We start from the raw sequence: 19331 nt of genomic DNA on the forward strand, positions 1-19331 counted from the left end.
CCCCAAAGGCAGATTATTGGGGCTTGGTTTACCAACCAATTTAACTCCAAACTTTGGGCACCTATGTGCCCATTTTTTATCTTGCAAACAACAGCATGTAGTGGGTGGTTTATGCCCTTTCAATCGTTAGTTTCTCGTCTCTATCTTGGTTGTGTGTGTGTCATTGCAATTATGATCGGGTCTGCATGGCTTTCTGTCAGCAGTAACCAGAGCGTTACAGCCAAGATGGAATCCATTACGCAAGATGCTACGCCGCTGATGCTCCGTTCAGCGCAGCTTACCATCGACTTTCTTAACATTAACCGCAGCTTAACGCCGTACTTATCGGCACAATATCTGGATGAACTGCCGCCCTTTGTTGAGTCAATCCAAACCAATATCGAGACTTATAATACTCAGCTTCGTTGGTTTGTTGCTCAAACACAACAACGACCAGACTTGCATGATTACGTAGAGCCAATCACAGTGCAGGGAGAGCAGGTATTAATAGTTTTGAATGCTGTTATTGACGCACATGCCAGTTACTTAGATCAGTTAGACCAGAGCTATCTGTTGCAGTCCCAGTTCCAATCACTCGTTACTCAGCTGGGTAATGCGCTTCAACGTGCGCGCAGCAGCGCAGATTCGGCAGAGGCGCTAAAAGCCCTGGATGGACTTACTAGCCAAGTTGGTTTGTTGAACAACGAAGCTAACGAAGTGTTCAAACTGCAGGATATGACGGAGCTTCGCTCAGTAGCTCGTCGTCTGAACAATCGCAAGCGGTATCTTGAAGAGAGTGTACAACTGCTGCTCAAAGATCACTCAAAGCTCTATTCTTCGCTTGAAACACCACTATCCGTACTTAAACAACTCACTTTCCAACCAACAGGTGCAGTAAAGATGCATGTTGATGTGGTTGAACAAGCTGAGAATCTCGCAGAATTACGTTCCCAACTGGAACAAAAAATTGATGCTCAGTTGGCGAATGTCGACAACCTTTCTAGTTATGCAAACCAAATCGCCAACCAACTTTATGATGAAGCAAGACAAGCGTCGAGCGAGACTCGTTCGCTGTTTATTGCTATCTCGCTGGCCTCCATTTTGATTACCACATGTCTGGTGCTGAGTTTTACCAATATGGTGCGTAAAGCGACCGGACTTTTGCTTAATGCTTTGAATCGAATCGCGGCAAAAGATTTGACTCAGGAAGTGGAGTATTCGGCAAGTAATGAGTTTGGACAAGTGGCAGAGAAGGTCAATCTAGTCGTTCGTCACCTATCGCTGATTATTGAACGTATACGTCAATCGAGTGCCCAGCTCAACAGCACATCCCTGACGAATCAGGGCATCAGTACCGAGCTCAATAGCGCTATCTATGAGCAAACCTCGCAGACGGTATCAGTGGCTTCCGCGATGGAAGAAATTGAATGTTCAGTGACGGATATTGCCCAATCGACGGAACACTCACTTACTTTAGTGACAGAAGCCGTGGAACACTCCAATAAAGCGCAGATAGATATGACTGAGAATGTGGCTATGTTGGAGCGACTTTCTCAAGAGCTAAATCAAGTGACTGCAACGAATCAAGCTCTGGAACAAGAGAGCATCAGCATTGAATCTATCTTGGATACCATTTCTGGTATCTCAGAACAGACCAATTTGCTCGCGTTAAACGCTGCAATTGAAGCGGCTCGCGCGGGTGAATATGGGCGAGGATTTTCTGTGGTTGCTGATGAGGTCAGGATTCTTGCGGCTCAAACTACGCATAGTGCGAAGGAAATTCAAAATAAAATTGAGCGTTTGCAGCGTCAAACGGATATTGCTGGCAAACAGATTTCCAACTGCCTCTCTGGCATGACGCAAAGTATGCAGCAAGCCAAGCAGGTTAATGGTCGTTTTGTGAAGTTGCATGAACTGCTTAATCAAGTGTCTCATCGCAGTCAGCAAATCGCTTCAGCGACTATTGTTCATCAATCTGTTGCCAGTGAAGTGACGAAAAATGTCAGTCATATTCATTCGTTATCCGAGCAAAATTTGCAGCGTTCAACTCAAGTGGCAGAGCATGGTGAAAAATTAGAACGTTTGGCTGAAATTCAATTTGAATTGACGGAAAGTTTTATTTTGCAAGCGGAAGAAAGAAATAAATAAGTTGTATAAATAAGTATTAAATATTGGTGTTTTAAATGCTTTTGGTTTTTTACCAAGAATATTTTTAATTACCGATGAATTTGGGGAAATATTGGTTTCATGAAACTGTTTCATGAGCGGTCGGGAAATTGTAAGAACTCTCTACTTTTATGAAAGCTCTATTTTTTCCAAAAAATTAGTGTGACCATACTCACTCATTATTCACACTATCTGCGGAATACTAGCCTTGTAAGCGTTTTCAACAGAAGTAGTATTGAGGTATCGGTGGCAACAATTAAACACGTCTCTGAGCATGCGGGGGTATCTCAGGCGACAGTATCCAGAGTCATAAATGGTACTAGTCGTGTGAGTCACGATAAAAAGTTAAAAGTCGAAAAGGCGATTAAAGAGCTGGGCTACCGTCCTAACTCCATCGCACAGGCTTTAGCATCGAGTCGTACTGGCAGTGTGGGAATTGTTGTTCCGGAACTTGGTGGGCCTTTTTATTCGGGCATTCTTCATTGCTTGGAAGAGAACCTACGTCGCTTTGGCTACCATGCCATCGTGACCGCGGGTTCAAATACTGAACAGGGACAACGCGAGTCTGTGGAGTTTCTGCTGGGGCGCAGAGTCGATGCTTTGATTCTTCATGTTCAGCACCTGAGTGATGATTACTTAATTTCTTTGGAAGAGCAGGGCATTCCAGTGGTTTTGGTGAACCGCTTTATTCCAGAGATGTACCGAAGCTGTATTGATATTGATAACGAGCTGGGGGGAAAACTCGCTACCGAATATCTGTTACAGAAAGGCCATACCGAGATCGCTTGTATTACCGGTCCTTTAGACAAATCTGATGCTCGAGGACGTTTACAAGGCTATCGAAGAGCCTTGGAAGATGCAGGGTTGGAGTATGACGAAGCGCTGGTTTCTGAAGCAGGTTTTACTGAAGAAACCGGTGTTATCGCGATGAAAAAATTGCTGAAGAGAGATTGTCGGTTCACCGCGATTTTTGCGTCAAATGATCATATGGCGTTTGGAGCATTTGAGGTGCTACGGGAAGCCGGTTATTCGATTCCTGATGATGTTTCACTAGTGGGGTTTGATGACAATATTTTTGCTCGTTATCTCACACCTTCTTTAACCACGATTAATTTTCCGATTGAGCAGATGAGCATTGAGGCAGTACAGCTCACTTTGCAAAAGCTTAACAAGAATAAACAAGATGTGAATTTCAAACTCAACCCTGCGTTAGTAGTGCGAGATTCAGTCAAGGATATAACGAGTACCCTATAACTACATTAAGGATAAAGCATGAAATTTAAGACCTTAGCACTTTCGAGTGCGATTGCGCTGGGACTTGCTACAACGGCAACCGCAGCTGATAGCCAGATCCGTTTTGATGGTTTCCCTGATTTTGATAGCAGCTTGAAAGTTCTGCTACCTGACTTCGAGAAAGAAACGGGCATTAAAGTTGATTACCTGATGAACAACCATGGTGACCACCACACTAAGTTAACGACTAACCTTGCAACCGGTTCAGGCGCTGGTGATGTGATTGTTGTGGATGTAGAGAAAATCGGTCCGTTTGTAGCGTCTGGTGGCTTAGTTAACTTGTCTGAAAAATACGGTGCTGATAAATATGCTGATAGTTTTGCTCCTTATGCTTGGGCACAAGGTAAAGGCGCTGATGGTTCAGTTTATGGTATGCCTGTCGATCTTGGTCCAGGTGTTATGTACTACCGTACCGATATCTTTAAAAACGCGGGTATTGACGTTAATGCAGCGATCAAAGACTGGGACTCTTACATTGATGCCGGCGAAAAATTAAAAGCAAAAAACATTCAGTTGATTGCGTCAGCAGCAGACGTAGCGCAAGCCATTATCTTTACCACCGTACCTGAAGGCGAAGGTCTATATTTCGACAAAGAAGGTAACCCAGTGGTCACTTCTGAGCGCTTTGTACACGCATTTGAAGTTGCGAAAAAAATTCGTGACAAAGGCTTAGATGGCCAAATTCTAGCTTGGTCAAACGAGTGGTATGAAGGTTTCCGTAACGGTACGTTTGCAACTCAGCTATCTGGTGCTTGGCTACTTGGCCACTTAAACAACTGGATTGCTCCGGGAACTGCGGGCAAATGGGGTGTATCTCATCTACCTGATGGTATCTACGGTAGCTGGGGTGGCTCTTTCCTTTCTATCCCTACTCAATCAACCAAACAAGATGAAGCGTGGAAGTTGATTGAATACATGACAACTCGTCGTGATGTACAGCTTAAACACTTTGAAACTATTGCAGCTTTCCCTGCAAACGTAACGACTTACGATGACCCTCTGTTTGAACAAGAAATGCCTTTCTTAGGTGGTCAGAAAGCTCGTTTGTTGTTTGCTGAAGTAGCGAAAAACATCAAGCCAGTTGCACCAGCGAAAGGTGACCACGTGGCGCGTTCTATCGTTCTAGAAAATGCACTGATGGAAGTGTTGGACGAAGGCAAAGATATCAAGACTGCACTTGAAGAAGCAGAGCGCTTGATTAAACGTCGCACGCGCAATATGTAAGCCAGAGTTGTTTTAATTTTGGGAGGCGTTACTTACGCCTCCCTAGGTAAGAGGTTGTTACTATGAACCAATCTACAGGTAACTCAGTGAAAACATCAGGCGGAGAAAGCCTTTTTTCTCGCCTGAATTTGAAAGCGCTTACACCGTATTCGTTTCTGTTGCCGTTTTTAGTTATTTTTTCTGTATTTGGAATTTTTCCGTTACTTTTTTCTGTGTTTTTGTCGTTTCATTCATGGAACCCAGTGGAAGGGTTGGGAGCGATGAAATATGTGGGAGTTGAAAACTACCAAATTGCTCTGACTGACCCTTGGCTATGGCGTTCTCTACAAAATACTTTCTGGTTAGCGATCACATCAGGCGTAGCTCAGCATTTAATTGCCATTCCAGTTGCATACATTCTTGTGTCAATGGGGGATAAAATCCGTCATTGGTTAACATCAGCTTATTTTCTTCCGTATATCACTTCTACGGTTGCAGCATCACTGATCTTCTTCAACATGTATTCGCCAAATTCCGGCATCATCAACCAAACCTTGATCGCACTGGCTGACAGTTCCCTGTTTGGCTGGGCTTTTGCTTGGGTTAACGATTTCCAGCCAATTCGCTGGTTGGATGATGCAACTTTGATTAAGCCATCTATCGCCATCATGGTGTTCTGGAAGTACACAGGTTTCAACATCGTACTGTACACCACAGGCTTAATGACGATTCCGAAAGACATTCTTGAAGCAGCACGTATGGACGGTGCCAACGCACTTCGTCGCTTCTGGAACATTTCACTACCTATGATTCGCCCGTTTGTTTTCTTCGCTGTCACGATGACCATCATCGGTAACCTGCAGTTGTTTGAAGAACCGTTCGTATTGACGCGCGGAGGCGGTGGTACTGGTCAGGCTGGTCTTACTATCTCTATGTACTTGTACAAGGTGGGTTGGGAATGGCTTGAAATGGGTACGGCGTCAGCTATTTCTTGGTTGCTGTTTGCTCTGATTGCCGCTTGTACCATGGTTCAATTCTTCTTCTTCGGTAAAAAAGGTTTGGGGGAGCAATAACATGACGACTCAATCTGTTACATCAAACTCGTCGTTATGGGCTTCGATTAAGCCTAGCGACAGAGTGATTGAAAGTTTCATCAAGATCTTGATGTTTGTGCTGGCAATTGTGCTGATTGTGTCAGCCATTGTGACTGTTTTCCCATTTATTTGGTCCGCTCTGCTTTCGACACGCGACCGTTCGGAGATCTTTGGCACGGGAATCAGTTTTGCCATTGGTGACAGCCTAGCTATCAACTACGCCAAACTGCAACAAATCATGCCGTTTTGGCAGGCGATGTTTAACTCTATCTACGTTGCGTTTCTAGGCACAACCATCTCACTGCTGTTCTGTAGTATGGGCGGCTATGCGTTTGCGGTGTTTAAGTTCCGTGGCAAAAACATCCTGTTTGGCATGCTGGTTGGCTCGATGATGATTCCACCAGTGTTAAGCCTGATCCCGTATTTCATGATTGTGAAATTCCTAGGCTTGTTGGATAACCATGTGGCGGTATGGCTTCCGTTTACTACCACTCCATTTGGTATTTTCCTGATGCGTCAGCACGTGGTTGCTTCGATTCCAAAAGAGCTTCTTGAAGCGGCGAAGCTGGATGGTGCGGGCGAGTTTAGAACGTATTGGAGTGTGGTATTACCGTTGATGAAACCAGCACTTGCTACTCTGGCTATCGTTCAATTCGTCTTCTTCTGGAACATGTTTATGCAACCTCTAGTGGTACTAAACTCACCAGAAAACTACGTGATTACGCAAGCACTACGAAGTGTACAAGGTATTCCTAATACTCCTTGGGGAGCAGTAATGTTGGGCACCACTATCTCGATTCTTCCTCTGGTTGTGACTTATCTATTTGCGTCTAAACAGATGATTAGTGGCTTAACTTCCGGTGCAGTAAAAGGTTAAAAAAATGACAATAAATAAATATCAACTGCCGAAAGATTCGGCACTACTTACTCAAGATTTTGTTTTCGGTGTCGCGACGTCTTCTTATCAGATTGAAGGTGGTGTTAATGAAGGCGGTCGTACGTCTTCTATCTGGGATACTTTTTGCAAGGTGCCTGGCAAAGTAGATAAAGGTGACAACGGGGATGTTGCTTGTGACCACTACCACTTGTGGAAGCAAGATATCGAAATGATTGCAGACCTAGGTGTGGATGCGTACCGTTTATCGATTGCATGGCCAAGAATCTTGCCTCAAGACGGCGTGGTTAATCCTGAAGGTCTTAAGTTCTATGAGCAGATCATCGATGAGTGTCATGCACGCGGTTTGAAAGTTTATGTGACGCTTTACCATTGGGATCTTCCACAATATTTGGAAGACAAAGGTGGTTGGCTGAACCGTGAAACTGCGTACAAATTTGCTGAGTATGCGGACGTAGTCAGTGCGCACTTTGGTAACAAGATCGATGTTTACACCACACTTAACGAACCATTTGTTGCCGCTTTCTTAGGCTACCGTTGGGGTGAACATGCACCTGGTATTCAAGGTGATAAAGAAGGTTACCTCGCGTCTCATCACCTGATGTTAGGCCATGGTTTAGCCATGCCAGTACTAAGAAAGAATGCTCCTGAGTCTAAGCACGGCATTGTATTTAATGCTAGCCCGAGCTATCCGGAGAGCGAAAAAGATCAAGCGGCGGCTGACTATTGTGAAGCCGAGAACTTCCATTGGTTTATTGACCCTGTACTCAAGGGGCAATATCCGAGCGCGGTGGTTGAAAAACAAAAAGCCAATATGCCAATGATCTTAGCGGGCGACTTGGAAATAATGTCGGCACCAGTGGATTACATTGGTATCAACTATTACAGCCGAAGTGTTGCTCGTTTCAATGAGCATAATGAGATTGAAACAATCAAACCAGAAGGTGCTGAATATACTCACATCGGTTGGGAAATCTATCCACAAGGTCTAACTGATCTTCTAGTCAGGCTTGATCAGCGTTACGACAATGTACCGCCTTTATATGTTACGGAAAATGGTGCGGCTGGTAACGATTCAATTATTGATGGTGTCGTCAATGATGAACAACGTGTTCGTTATTTCCAAACGCACCTAGAAGCGGTTGATAACGCTATCCGTGCTGGTGTTCGTGTCGATGGCTATTTTGCTTGGAGTTTAATGGACAACTTCGAATGGGCATTTGGCTATGAACAGCGTTTCGGCATCGTCCATGTTGACTATGCAACCCAGAAAAGAACATTGAAGCAGAGCGCTATTGCGTACCGCAATATGCTTCTAGAGCGCGCCGAGGAGAACAAGTAATGGCTAAAGTTGAATTTCGTAAAATTAAAAAGTCTTTTGGAAATGTGGACGTTGTTAAGCACTTTGATTTCACAGTAAATGATGGCGAATTCGTGGTTTTCCTTGGTCCTTCTGGCTGTGGTAAATCAACTACGCTACGTATGCTTGCGGGACTTGAAGACATCTCTTCTGGCGAAATCTATGTTGACGATAAGTTGATGAACAAGATTGACGCTAAAGATCGCGATTTGGCGATGGTGTTCCAAAGCTACGCTTTGTACCCACATATGACTGTGTATGAAAACATTGCCTTTGCTCTCAAGCTTAAAGGAATGAATAAAGCTGACATCGACGTGGAAGTTCGCAAAGCAGCCAAAATGCTGGAGCTAGAAGCGCTGCTGGACCGTAAACCGAAAGAGCTTTCTGGTGGTCAGCGTCAACGTGTTGCGATGGGTCGCGCGATGGTGCGTACACCGAAAGTGTTCTTATTTGATGAACCGCTATCTAACCTTGATGCCAAGCTACGTGGTGTGATGCGTGAAGAGATCAAACAGCTGCACCGTGAGCTGAAAACAACCACTATCTATGTAACTCATGACCAGATTGAAGCGATGACATTGGCAGATCGCATCGTAATTCTAAAAGACGGTTATGTGGCACAGGTTGGTACGCCAACGGAAGTGTTTAAACGTCCTGCAAACAAGTTTGTTGCACAGTTCATCGGTAACCCGTCAATGAACATGTTAGATGCGAAATTGATTAGTGAGCAGAATGAATACTTTATTCTTTTGGGTGATGTGAAAATTCCACTCCCTGAGCGTTTTAAAGCGCATGCTTCTAAGAATCTTGCTCTGCACTTTGGCATTCGACCAACCGATATCCACTTGCGTCCAGAGCAAGTCGATCATGACCGTGTGCTGCCGATTCCAGTCACTATCAAAGACAAAGAGCTGCTTGGTGCGAGCATCCTGCTGAGAACAGAAGTGAGCGGTCAACCTTTGACTGTAGAAACACAGGCCGCAGAAGTGGAGAGCAAAGAACAGACACTTTACGTTGACCTGGATGCTATTCACTTGTTTGACGCACTGAGTGAAAAATCACTGGCTCACTAGTAACCAGTCTCAATATAAGACCCAAGAATCAATTTAATAGTTAGCTCCCACACGTATGGGAGCTAAGGATAGTGATATGAAATTCGGATATTTTGACGATAACAATAAAGAATATATCGCCACCACTCCTTGTACACCGATTAAGTGGTGTAACTATGTAGGTACACTGGAGTTTGGTGGTCTGGTTGACAGTAACGGTGGTGTTGTTTTGTGTAAAGGTGACCCTGCGCTGAACCGCATCACCAAATACATTACCCAACTGCCTAACTCAGACTTTAAAGGCTCTACTGTCTATCTGAAAGTGACTAACCGTGAAGGTAAAGTTGAAGTATTTTCACCTTTTTACACGCCAACATTAAAGCCGTTGGAAAAGTTCGAAAACCACACCGGTCTTTCGTACACAAAAATCATTTCAGAAGGCTATGGCGTTCGATGTGAAGTCACTCTGTTTGTGCCTAAAGATGCTCCTGTGTTACTTGAAGACATCAAAGTTACTAACATAAGTGATGAAGAGCTGCATGTAGATGTTGTGCCTGTGTTTGAATTCACCCATTTTGACGCGTTAAAACAACTGGTTAACGCAGACTGGGTACCTCAAACCATGACTTTGAAAGCGCATCAACAAGCATCTGGACATACGGTTCTAGAGCAGTATGCCTTTATGAAACGCGACTACGCGGTAAACCTGATGACGGCAGATCGCCCAGCGACTTCATTTGATGGTGATCGCCAGAAGTTCCTCGGTAATATGGGTTATGGCAGCTGGGCTGCGCCTGAAAAACTGTTTACTGCTGAACTGGGTAATAGTGAATGTCTGCGTGGTGACAACATTGGCGCATTAAACTTGCGTTTAGGTTGGTTAGCACCACAGCAGAACGAACGTACCGTTGTACAGCTAACGCAAATGCCGAGCCTAGCACAAGCTGAACCTATGCTTGCGAAGTATCGTGATCATCAAGAAGTGGATAAGGCGTTTGACGCTCTGGCTACTCATTGGGACAACTATCTTGCGGCAGTTCAGGTTGAAACGCCTGATCCAGCAATGAACTCAATGCTGAATATTCACAACCCACGTCAGTGTCATACAACGAAAAACTGGTCACGCTATTTGTCTTTGTATCAGCTTGGCTACGGTGCTCGTGGGATTGGTTTCAGAGACTCTTCACAAGACACTCTGGGCGTTATCACTCATATGCCTGAAGAAGCGCGCGAGTTTATCGAGCGTCTGCTTTCGGTGCAAAACGTTGATGGTTCAGCGATGCACCAGTTCTTCCCATCTACGATGGAAGCGAACGCAGGTGACTCTCGTGAAGAAGAAGATCGCCCTGATTACTATGGCGATGACCACTTGTGGATTGTTTATGCAGTAACGCAGTACGTCAAAGAAACAGGTAATGCAGAGTTTCTCGATAAGCTAATCCCGTTCTATCAAAAAGATAAGCAAGGCAAACCGCTAGAATCGGCGAGCGTGTGGGAACACTTATGTCGCGCGATTGAATTCACTCGTGGTAATACGGGTCAACATGGCTTGCCACTGCTTGGTTTTGCCGACTGGAACGATACAGTGAACTTGCCAACGGGTGCTGAGTCTCTAATGGTTGCCAGCATGTACGGTAAAGCGTTACTCGATATGCTCGATCTGTGCCGCTTGCGTGGTGAAGATGACCGTGCCGCGCAATATCAGGCACAGTATGAGCAGATGAAAGCTATCGTTAACCAATGTGGCTGGGATGGTGAGTGGTTTGTTCGTTACTTTGACGAGCAGGGACAACCTGTCGGTTCTCATACCAACGCGCAGGGCCAAATCTATACCAATGGTCAAAGCTGGCCAGTGATTGCAGGGTTTGCTGAGCAAGAACGCGCGACTCAGGCGCTTAACTCGGTATACACCAAACTCAATACGGCAAACGGCATTAAGCTTTCAACCCCTGGCTACAATGGCTTTAACCCGAACCTTGGTGGTGTTTCAACTTATCCACCGGGTGCGAAAGAAAATGGCGGTATTTTCCTCCACTCCAACCCTTGGGTGATGATTGCTGAAGCGAAAATGGGTAACGGTGATCGTGCTTACGAGTACTACCGCCAAATTAACCCAGCATCAAAGAATGATGTGATTGATATCTTTGAATCTGAACCTTACTGCTACCCGCAAAACATCCTTGGTGATGAGCATCCGCAGTTTGGTCTTGGCCGAAACGCTTGGTTATCGGGCACATCGTCTTGGACTTATGTTGCCGGAACGCAATGGATTTTGGGCGTGCGTCCTGACGTTGATGGCTTAATTGTTGATCCTTGTATTCCAGTTGATTGGAAAGAGTTTCGCGTTAAACGCCAGTTCCGTGGTGCGACCTACCATATTCACGTAACCAACCCAGACAAGGTAAGTAAAGGTGTGGCGGAGTTACGCGTGAATGGTGAAGTCCTAGCTGGGAACAAAGTGCCAGTGTTTACTGAAGGTGAACATCAAGTAGAGGTAAGACTCGGCTAGTGAATGAGGGGAGCATTGCGCTCCCCACTTTTTGAACTCGCCAATAGAACTAGACAAATATGGCTTGGCATTGCCACTCAAATTGAACGGTTTCCTCTGGAGCCAGCTCCAGTAGACCAATGTGATTATTGAATGCATCAGCAGGGCAAGTCATTGGCTCAATCGCAATACTAGGCTCCGAAGGAGGCGTGTAGAGTTGCACGAACGAGTAGCCCTTGCCTTGGTTGAACTGCAAAGAAGCGCTCTTGTCATCACGTATCAATGCAAGAGTTTGCTCTGATGAGTCACTGAACTGGTAGCAGTTATTGAGGTTAACGTCTTCTAACGAAGTTGGGGTAGAGAAGACGTTGCTAGAGAGATATTGCCCGGTAGGTAAATCGTCTTGGTGTTCGATCTCGGTATGAGCCGCCATAGTGAGTTGACAATGTTTGAGGTCACAGCCGAGAGAAAAGTAGGGGTGCCATGCATCTCCAAATGGGAAATGTTCGGTGCCTAAGTTGGTAATGGTCGTATTGCAGCTTAAGGTTCCTTGAAAATCAATCCGATAACGGACATCAAGGCTAAATGCGAAGGGATACCCATCCGCCAATTTAGTGGTTTCATAGCGAAATGTGGCTTCGGCGTATTCACTATTGGCTTCATGCGCGACCAGTTTAAAAGGTTGGTTATAGAGCAAACCGTGTACTGCATGCTCAGACCATGGAAAGTTGGCTGCCAGTGTGTAATCACGTTGTCTATAGCGGTATTGGCCTGCTTTTAGGCGATTTGGAAAGGGGAAGAGCTTTGCGCTACGCGAAAAGAAAGGATGAGATTGAATTAAATCATGACTGTCTTGGTATCCCACAATAAATGAAAATGGACTGTGGTTAACTCGATATTGATTAATGATAGCACCGAAGTCTTGAATAATATCGACTTGAATTCCAAGTTCAGAGTTTAATATGGTTGTGGAATTGAGTTCCCCAAAATTGTTTTTAATTAATTTAAACATAAATATTCTCCTTTTTTTAGATATTAAAGGATGAGTTTAAATATTCAATATTGGATTTGAAATTATGATAAATAAAATTCCATATACATCGTATTCAGGTCAAGCGGGTGCATTATGTAGTAAAGGGAATGCCGTTGAGTTTTTGCAACCTTGGTATACCCCGATCTCAACAACTCCTGCTAATACAGGGATGGCTGTGGGTGGTGTAGGGTCGACATTTACCTTAACCCCGCAAGGTAACACCCCAAACTTTAGCTTTATTCCAGGCATATTTGTTGATTGTGAGCATGAAAGCATTCACTTTAATGATTTTTATTTTTCTGTGATGGATGAACACTCTCTGGATAATTTGGATATACCAAATGTCGGTGAGTTTTTGCTGTTCTTAAAATATTATCCTGCGAATTTTTCTTTTGATATTTCTCATGCGAATAATAAAGGTTCTATTCTTTCTGGAATAAAGGATTGTTTGCGTTCAGGCTTGTTCTATCTAAATAATAAATCCAACTTTGAACGTTGGCAGATTGAATTTTCAGATAAAACCCAACAAGCGATCACCAACGATCCATCTAGCCTTGAAACTCAGTTGCTTGTTGTGATCGATTTCTTCAATGGTTTATTGGTAAACAACTCGGCACGAGCTCTGTCGCTGACGGCTAATAATGGTTCAAGCGTTGAATCTATTGACCCAAGCAACATAGAGTACCGCGCTCTTTATCCGATCGCAGAGTTTGAATATCAAGGGCTTGAGTCTGTTGCGCTAACGCGTCAGGTCATTTCACCTATTGTGAAAAACGACCAAATGCTTTGTAGCTTGCCGATGCACTGGAACCACTTCGAGATGAGTAACCGTAGTGACAAAACTCAGCTTGTCACCTTGGTTCAACCATTGCGCAATTTGATCGGCTCAACGTATAAAAAAGCACGTGAAGGTGTTCAAGATTCTTGTTGTCACTTAGTTCAAAATGCCATTAGCCAACAACATCAGCCAGTAACTATCTCTGGTGCTGGATTTGAGTTCCATGGCGTGAGTATGACATCGAACTCACCTTATGATGGCGATATCTCTGGTGAGGTTTTGTATGGCGTGCATACCCAATTTGAAGGGGTAACGGCTGAGCAAGTAACGGTGTCCGTCAAACCTCAGGTCTACTGCAGCAAAGCGGATCAACAAGTTGAGCGAGCATTAAAAACAGGCCGCACCAATGCGCATTTTGATCGTGGTATCTATAGTGGCCGAGAGCCATTAAGTGCTTTGGTCTGTGTGCAAGTGACTCTTAAACCTGGTGAGACGATTGCACTTCGATTTGCTCAAGTGATGGATCACAGCAAAATCCTATTGGATGGTTGGGAAAGTGAAAAAGCTTATGCCCGTTATTTTGAAGCTCAATCGCGAGCGCAATCTATTCTCAACCAGACTTTACCGAGACTGAGCGAGATCGAGCAAAACATTATCAGTCAACAGCGCGAGTTCCTTGATAATGCCAGCCAAACCTTTGTTGATAATGACAGTGCGCTTCGTTTCGCTACCATGGCGATGAACAGCTTGTCCTTCTTAGCGGAATCTACGGTATGGGATAAGGAAAATGTACTTCTGGTAAAAGAGTGTGTTGATTACCCATTTTTTAACTCACTAGATGTGTATTTCTACGGTTCATTTTCTCTGCTCTATCTACTTCCAGAGCTTGATGGCTGCGTAATGAAACATTTCGCAAAAGCCATCTTGAACAGCGACGAAAAGCTGAGACGCTACTGGGAATATGAAGATAAGCCTTATGCAGAACTGGTCGACGAGAAATATCAGGGCAGCAGAGCAGAACGTGGGGCAGTCATTCACGATCTGGGCAGTCCTTTTGATATTGAGCCAGATGCTTACAGCTGGCATAACGTCAAAGAGTGGAAAGACTTAGCGCCTAAATTCATTCTGATGGTGTATCGCCATTGGCAAAAAACGGGCGACCGCGAAGTGGTGGAAAGTTGCTGGTCATCCGTGAAAGAGAGTATCGATTATCTGACCAATCTTATTGAAGATGGAGACACTCTGCCGTTGACCCGCGGTACTGATGATACCTTTGATAATCTTGCTTCGCATGGTGTTTCAATTTACTGTGGTAGCTTATGGATAGCAGGGTTACGTGCCGCGAGTGAACTGGCTTTGTTAGTCGGTGAGAAAGAGTTGGCTCAGGGTTATACGCAACGTTCTAAGGATGCTCTTGAAACATTAGAGCGCGGACTTTGGGACGAGCAAAAAGGCTACTACCACTTCTTCATCACACCAGTACAGGCTAAGCATTTAACTGGAAACGGGTTCGAATCACTTGAAAAATTTGGCTTAACGCTGACGGGTAATACCGTACATGATGCTAGCTTGGTCAACGCTTATTTAGATGCTTACGAAGTAGACAGTAGTATCAGCAAGCGCGACCAACGTTTGGCAAAGAAACAACGACTGATCGAGCTAGCGCCGCAAGCATTCAGTGCTGAGTTTGCCAAGTTGGAAGCGGATTCCGACAACAGTTTTGGTGACGCACTATTGGCGGACAGCTATCTGAAACTGGTCGATTTACCGGGCTTGTTTGATTCTTCACGCATTGAACGCACTCTGGATTTTATCTATCAAACCAACTTTATTACCAACAGTCCTAAATTGGGTGTTGCGAATATGACGCTGGCAGATGGTAGACCTCACGATGCGTTTCAGGCGCAAGATGTTTGGATTGGTGTTCAGTTTAGTGTTGCCACTGCACTGCGTCTTGCGGGTAAGCAAGCCCAAGCAGAACGTTTGATGGATGCGGTTTATCAGGCACTTTACAGCATGGCAAAAATTCCTTTCGCTGCTCCGGAAGGGTTTAACTGCTCTGTTACTGTAAGCGACAACGACATTGCACAACGCTTTGACTTAACGTCAGAGGTGGCGAGTGAGTTGTTACTGCACTTACAGAAGGTTGGTCACTTGTTTGATGATGGTCGGGTGAATCCAGAGCTGACGCAGGACATTGAGGCGTTTGCGTTGAGTTTGTCCAACTTACCTTCAAACGTCGACTATCGTGAACTCCACACTTGGTTGTTGAGTACCGGTTTGAAATACACAGCCGGACGCTATTTCCGTCCTGGAATGATCTACGCCTATCTCTATAAATAGAGTCATTGGGTGGTTCAACGGTTGAATGTGTGGGATTGAGTGTAAAAGCCAATCCCACTTTATACTTCATATGCGTATAAAAATAGAACGAGGGGGTAAGTCTTATGACCAACAAGAAGAAAAAAGCTCCAACTGTTTATGATGTAGCAAAATTGGCTGGCGTATCACCCAGCACCGTTTCACGCTTTTTGAACCGGACTACCTATGTTGCGGAAGAGAAGAGTCATAAGATCGAACAAGCTATTACCACCCTTGGTTACAAGCCAAACTTCCAGATGCAGCAGGATAAAAGTCGTCGCTCTATGACGATTGGTGTCCTAGTTCAGCACCCTGACAGTCCATACACCAGTAGTATCCTCAATGATATGGAACGAGTTCTGTTGGCACAGGGCTATTCTTTAGTACTGGCGACCGGACATTGGCAGAATAAGCTGGAGATGCATGCGCTTGAATATTTAATGAAATGTGCTGTTGACGGTATGATCATCGTTAATGGTAGCCTAAGCGAACAAATGATTTTGAAAACGGCGGAATCAGTCCCTGTGGTAGCTGTGGGCTATAACATCGAGGGAGAAAATATCCGTTCACTCAATTTGGACAACGTGATGGGTGGCTATATTGCAACTTTGCACTTGTTGCAACTCGGTCATATGAACATCGCTCATATTAAAGGGCTAGAGAGTCAACCAGACTCAAGAGCACGTCTTAAAGGCTATAAAAAAGCTTTGCTTGAAGCCAATATCAAGCCTAACCCTAAGCTGATTAAGCAGGGCGATTTTAGATCTGAAACCGGCTATCAAATGACGGTGGAATTAATCGAATCAAAAGTTCACTTCTCAGCACTGTTTGCAGCCAATGACCAAACGGCTTATGGCGCGATCAAAGCGCTGACTGACCATGGTTATAAAGTACCAGAAGATGTCTCGGTGGTTGGCTTTGATGATTTACCCGTTTCACAATATTTCACACCGGCATTGACCACCTTGCGCCAGCCAATAGAAGAAATTGGTGCCTTATGTGCGAGATCTATGCTGAATTTGCTTTCCGGAGAGCGACACGAGGTCAGGTTACCTCCGATTGATCTTATCGTTCGTCAGTCTACCAAGTCGATTTATCGATGAGCTTTTCTTGAAACAGATTCATAAACTCTGAGGCAAGTGTTAGTAGTATCACGAAGGGAAAAATAGACATTTTTAGAGCGTTTTTTTTGTGCACCGACATCAAATTTTTAGATATGAAATCGCTTACATTCACCGTGTTGTAATTCATATGTCTAGGAGTAAATATGCACAAATTCAAACTCTCATTGGCAACCATACTAATGCTTTCATCCGGTTCGGTTTTAGCAAACGAACAGATAATTAACGGTAAATTTGACGGTAGTATGGATGGCTGGTGGAATGCTGGTGCAGACGTAAAAATCAATAATGGCGAAGCGTGCGTCGAAATTAGGAATCCGGGTGAAAACTCGTGGAATGTGATTTTAGGCCAAGGCGGTATTGGTTTAGCCAATAACGCAGACTATCAGGTTTCATTTGATGCGTACGCGACTGTCGACACTCAAATGAAAGCGCTGATCCAGCATGAAGGGCCTCCTTACACGCATTACTTTATTGATGAAACAAAGGTCTCGACTCAGAAGAAGAGCTATAAGTTTAACTTCAATCATGATGTTGAAAGTGATGCGAAGACAGAATTCCAGTTCCAAATGGGGGCACAGAAAGTTGGCACCATATGCGTCAGCAACGTATCGATTCTTGGCGAACGATATATTGAAGAGATAAAGACCAGTTCTGTTCGCGCTAACCAAGTCGGTTACCTGCCTCAAGCCGACAAGTTTGTCTTTGTCACCAATGAATCTAATGAGCCATTAAAGTGGGTGTTAACAAACAGCAACAATATCAACATTGATATGGGCAGAACCAAAGTCTTTGGTTTGAATAAAGCTTCCGGTGAATTCATTCACCAAATTGACCTATCGAACTACAAATCAGAGTTGAGTGGTTTGAAAGTTAAAGTCGACGAAGACGAGAGCTTCCCATTTAGCATCAACAAAGATACCTATAGCCAGTTGAAGTATGATGCGTTGTCATATTTCTACCAAAACCGCAGTGGTATTGATATCGATAAAGCCTTGGTACAGCGTGACGATTTAGCGCGCCCGGGCGGTCATATGAGCGATGTGGTTACCTGTTTTGATAAGACGGACAGCTGGGGCAATAAATGGCCTGGTTGTGATTTTACAGTCGATGTCACTGGCGGTTGGTATGACGCAGGTGACCATGGTAAGTACACAGTGAACAGTGGTATCTCAACCTGGACTCTATTGAACCTGTTTGAAAGAGGTAAATGGTTAGATAGCGCACCTATTCCTTTTGCTGAAGGGAAGGTGAAAATTCCTGAAGCTGGAAATGGCGTGAATCCTTTATTGTCTGAAGCTCGTTGGAATATCGAGTTTATGTTGGCGATGCAGATCCAAAGTGACAAGCCTGTTGCGGTTCCTGTCGGTGACCAGTCTGAAGACAAAACACTCAAACTGACTAAGATTGACGCAAAAGGTATGGCTTTCCATAAAGTAGCTGATGAAGCTTGGACTGGTATGCCATTACCACCTCATATGGACACCCAGAAGCGATATGTGGGTCACCCAACGACGGCTGCAACGTTGAACTTGTCAGCGATTGGTGCTCAATGTGCGCGAATTTGGAAAGAGATTGATCCTAAGTTTTCGAAAAGCTGCTTGAATGCGGCGCAAGAGGCTTGGGAAGCGGCGAGCAAGAATCCTAATATTCTTGCCTATGATAACTTCACAGGATCAGGTCCTTATGATGATAAAGAGCTTTCAGACGAGTTCTACTGGGCTGCTAGTGAACTTTATATCACCACAGGTAACAGCAAGTACCTTAAAGCACTGAAAGCTTCTCCTCATTATCTAGAGACACCAAAAGGCAACATTGAAGCTGATGGTGAAATGTTCTGGGGGTACACCGCGCCTTTAGCAACGATAAGTTTGGCGGTTGTTCCTAATGGACTAGGTGAAGAGCAGATTAAAGTAGCAAGAAACAACCTAATCGCAACCTCTGATAACTTTGTAGGGCAGATTGAAAACGAGGGTTACCACATTCCTTACACGGTAGAAGAGTACCCATGGGGATCGAACTCAAGCTTTGTAAACCGAGCTATCTTCTTAATTTATGCGAATGATTTCACTGGCGATATTAAGTATGTGAAAGCGGCTGCAAATGCGATGGATTACTTACTTGGCGCTAACCCAATGAACCTCTCTTACATCACTGGTTACGGCACCAATGCGGCTAAGAGCCCACATCACCGTTTTTGGGCACATGCTGCGGATGAAAACTCACCAGCTCCAGCGCCTGGTGCGCTAGTGGGTGGACCAAACTCAGTGAGTTTCAGCGATCCTGTTGCTGCGCCATTGAAAGGGTTATGTGTGGGTCAAACCTGCTATAGAGACAGTATCAATGCGTGGTCGTTTAATGAGATCACGATTAACTGGAATGCGCCTTTAGTTTGGGTTGCTTCTGCTTTGGATGAAGGAAAGCTAAATTAATTCGTTTGTCTTATGAGTCTGTTGGTCATCTCAAAATTGCCTTCAACGTTCAAATTGAGGTGGCCAATATTTTTAC

Annotated in this window: 12 protein-coding genes; 11 read left to right on the plus strand and 1 reads right to left on the minus strand. The window is 44.5% G+C overall.

Annotation, left to right across the window (positions count from 1 at the left end; all coding sequences use genetic code 11):
• The first annotated feature begins 111 nt into the window (after positions 1-111).
• The 8 genes from ACRQQK_RS18105 to ACRQQK_RS18140 all read left to right on the plus strand — a co-directional run bounded on the left by ACRQQK_RS18105 (position 112) and on the right by ACRQQK_RS18140 (position 11551).
• The gene (locus tag ACRQQK_RS18105; protein ID WP_457513728.1) at positions 112-2127 is read left to right on the plus strand and encodes a methyl-accepting chemotaxis protein; all 2016 of its coding nucleotides are present in this window, start codon (positions 112-114) and stop codon (positions 2125-2127) included.
• 264 nt (positions 2128-2391) lie between these two features.
• Positions 2392-3399, plus strand: a complete 1008-nt coding sequence (locus ACRQQK_RS18110; protein WP_457513729.1) for a LacI family DNA-binding transcriptional regulator — start codon at positions 2392-2394, stop codon at positions 3397-3399.
• An 18-nt stretch (positions 3400-3417) separates the two neighbouring features.
• Positions 3418-4662: an extracellular solute-binding protein gene (locus ACRQQK_RS18115; RefSeq protein ID WP_457513731.1), complete on the plus strand. Its 1245-nt coding sequence runs from the start codon at positions 3418-3420 to the stop codon at positions 4660-4662.
• A gap of 62 nt (positions 4663-4724) precedes the next feature.
• On the plus strand, positions 4725-5714 hold the full coding sequence (locus ACRQQK_RS18120) for a carbohydrate ABC transporter permease (protein WP_457513733.1): 990 nt from the start codon (positions 4725-4727) through the stop codon (positions 5712-5714).
• 1 nt (position 5715) lies between these two features.
• Complete coding sequence (locus ACRQQK_RS18125; RefSeq protein WP_102962984.1) at positions 5716-6612, plus strand: carbohydrate ABC transporter permease; 897 nt, start codon at positions 5716-5718, stop codon at positions 6610-6612.
• 10 nt (positions 6613-6622) lie between these two features.
• Positions 6623-7972 (plus strand): GH1 family beta-glucosidase, encoded by a 1350-nt coding sequence (locus tag ACRQQK_RS18130; RefSeq protein WP_457513892.1) that lies wholly within the window; start codon positions 6623-6625, stop codon positions 7970-7972.
• On the plus strand, positions 7972-9063 hold the full coding sequence (locus ACRQQK_RS18135; protein WP_102941534.1) for an ABC transporter ATP-binding protein: 1092 nt from the start codon (positions 7972-7974) through the stop codon (positions 9061-9063). The genes ACRQQK_RS18130 and ACRQQK_RS18135 overlap by 1 nt, the downstream gene beginning before the upstream one ends.
• Before the next feature lie 76 nt (positions 9064-9139).
• Positions 9140-11551, plus strand: a complete 2412-nt coding sequence (locus tag ACRQQK_RS18140) for a GH36-type glycosyl hydrolase domain-containing protein (RefSeq protein WP_457513735.1) — start codon at positions 9140-9142, stop codon at positions 11549-11551.
• A gap of 49 nt (positions 11552-11600) precedes the next feature.
• On the opposite strand, the gene ACRQQK_RS18145 is transcribed toward ACRQQK_RS18140, so the two are convergent.
• Entirely contained in the window at positions 11601-12542 is a 942-nt protein-coding gene (locus tag ACRQQK_RS18145; protein WP_457513736.1) for an aldose epimerase family protein, read from the minus strand.
• Positions 12543-12606: 64 nt separating this feature from the next.
• On the opposite strand from ACRQQK_RS18145, the gene ACRQQK_RS18150 reads away from it, so the two are divergent.
• The 3 genes from ACRQQK_RS18150 (at position 12607) to ACRQQK_RS18160 (ending at position 19255) form a co-directional block, all read left to right on the plus strand.
• Positions 12607-15684 carry a GH116 family glycosyl hydrolase gene (locus ACRQQK_RS18150; protein WP_457513738.1) on the plus strand — a complete coding sequence of 1026 codons (3078 nt, stop codon included), beginning with the start codon at positions 12607-12609 and terminating at the stop codon, positions 15682-15684.
• A 104-nt stretch (positions 15685-15788) separates the two neighbouring features.
• A complete protein-coding gene (locus ACRQQK_RS18155) occupies positions 15789-16805 on the plus strand; it encodes a LacI family DNA-binding transcriptional regulator (protein ID WP_457513739.1) in 1017 nt (338 codons plus the stop codon).
• Positions 16806-16969: 164 nt separating this feature from the next.
• Positions 16970-19255 (plus strand): glycoside hydrolase family 9 protein, encoded by a 2286-nt coding sequence (locus tag ACRQQK_RS18160; RefSeq protein ID WP_457513741.1) that lies wholly within the window; start codon positions 16970-16972, stop codon positions 19253-19255.
• The last annotated feature ends 76 nt before the right edge of the window (positions 19256-19331 follow it).

The sequence above is a fragment of the Vibrio sp. C8 genome (assembly GCF_054051265.1).

Coding starts and splice junctions, on each gene's coding strand:
- ACRQQK_RS18105 (WP_457513728.1), top strand. CDS start 112: ATGCCCTTTCAATCGTTAGTTTCTCGTCTCTATCTTGGTTGTGTGTGT.
- ACRQQK_RS18115 (WP_457513731.1), top strand. CDS start 3,418: ATGAAATTTAAGACCTTAGCACTTTCGAGTGCGATTGCGCTGGGACTT.
- ACRQQK_RS18120 (WP_457513733.1), top strand. CDS start 4,725: ATGAACCAATCTACAGGTAACTCAGTGAAAACATCAGGCGGAGAAAGC.
- ACRQQK_RS18125 (WP_102962984.1), top strand. CDS start 5,716: ATGACGACTCAATCTGTTACATCAAACTCGTCGTTATGGGCTTCGATT.
- ACRQQK_RS18135 (WP_102941534.1), top strand. CDS start 7,972: ATGGCTAAAGTTGAATTTCGTAAAATTAAAAAGTCTTTTGGAAATGTG.
- ACRQQK_RS18140 (WP_457513735.1), top strand. CDS start 9,140: ATGAAATTCGGATATTTTGACGATAACAATAAAGAATATATCGCCACC.
- ACRQQK_RS18145 (WP_457513736.1), bottom strand. CDS start 12,542: ATGTTTAAATTAATTAAAAACAATTTTGGGGAACTCAATTCCACAACC.
- ACRQQK_RS18150 (WP_457513738.1), top strand. CDS start 12,607: ATGATAAATAAAATTCCATATACATCGTATTCAGGTCAAGCGGGTGCA.
- ACRQQK_RS18155 (WP_457513739.1), top strand. CDS start 15,789: ATGACCAACAAGAAGAAAAAAGCTCCAACTGTTTATGATGTAGCAAAA.
- ACRQQK_RS18160 (WP_457513741.1), top strand. CDS start 16,970: ATGCACAAATTCAAACTCTCATTGGCAACCATACTAATGCTTTCATCC.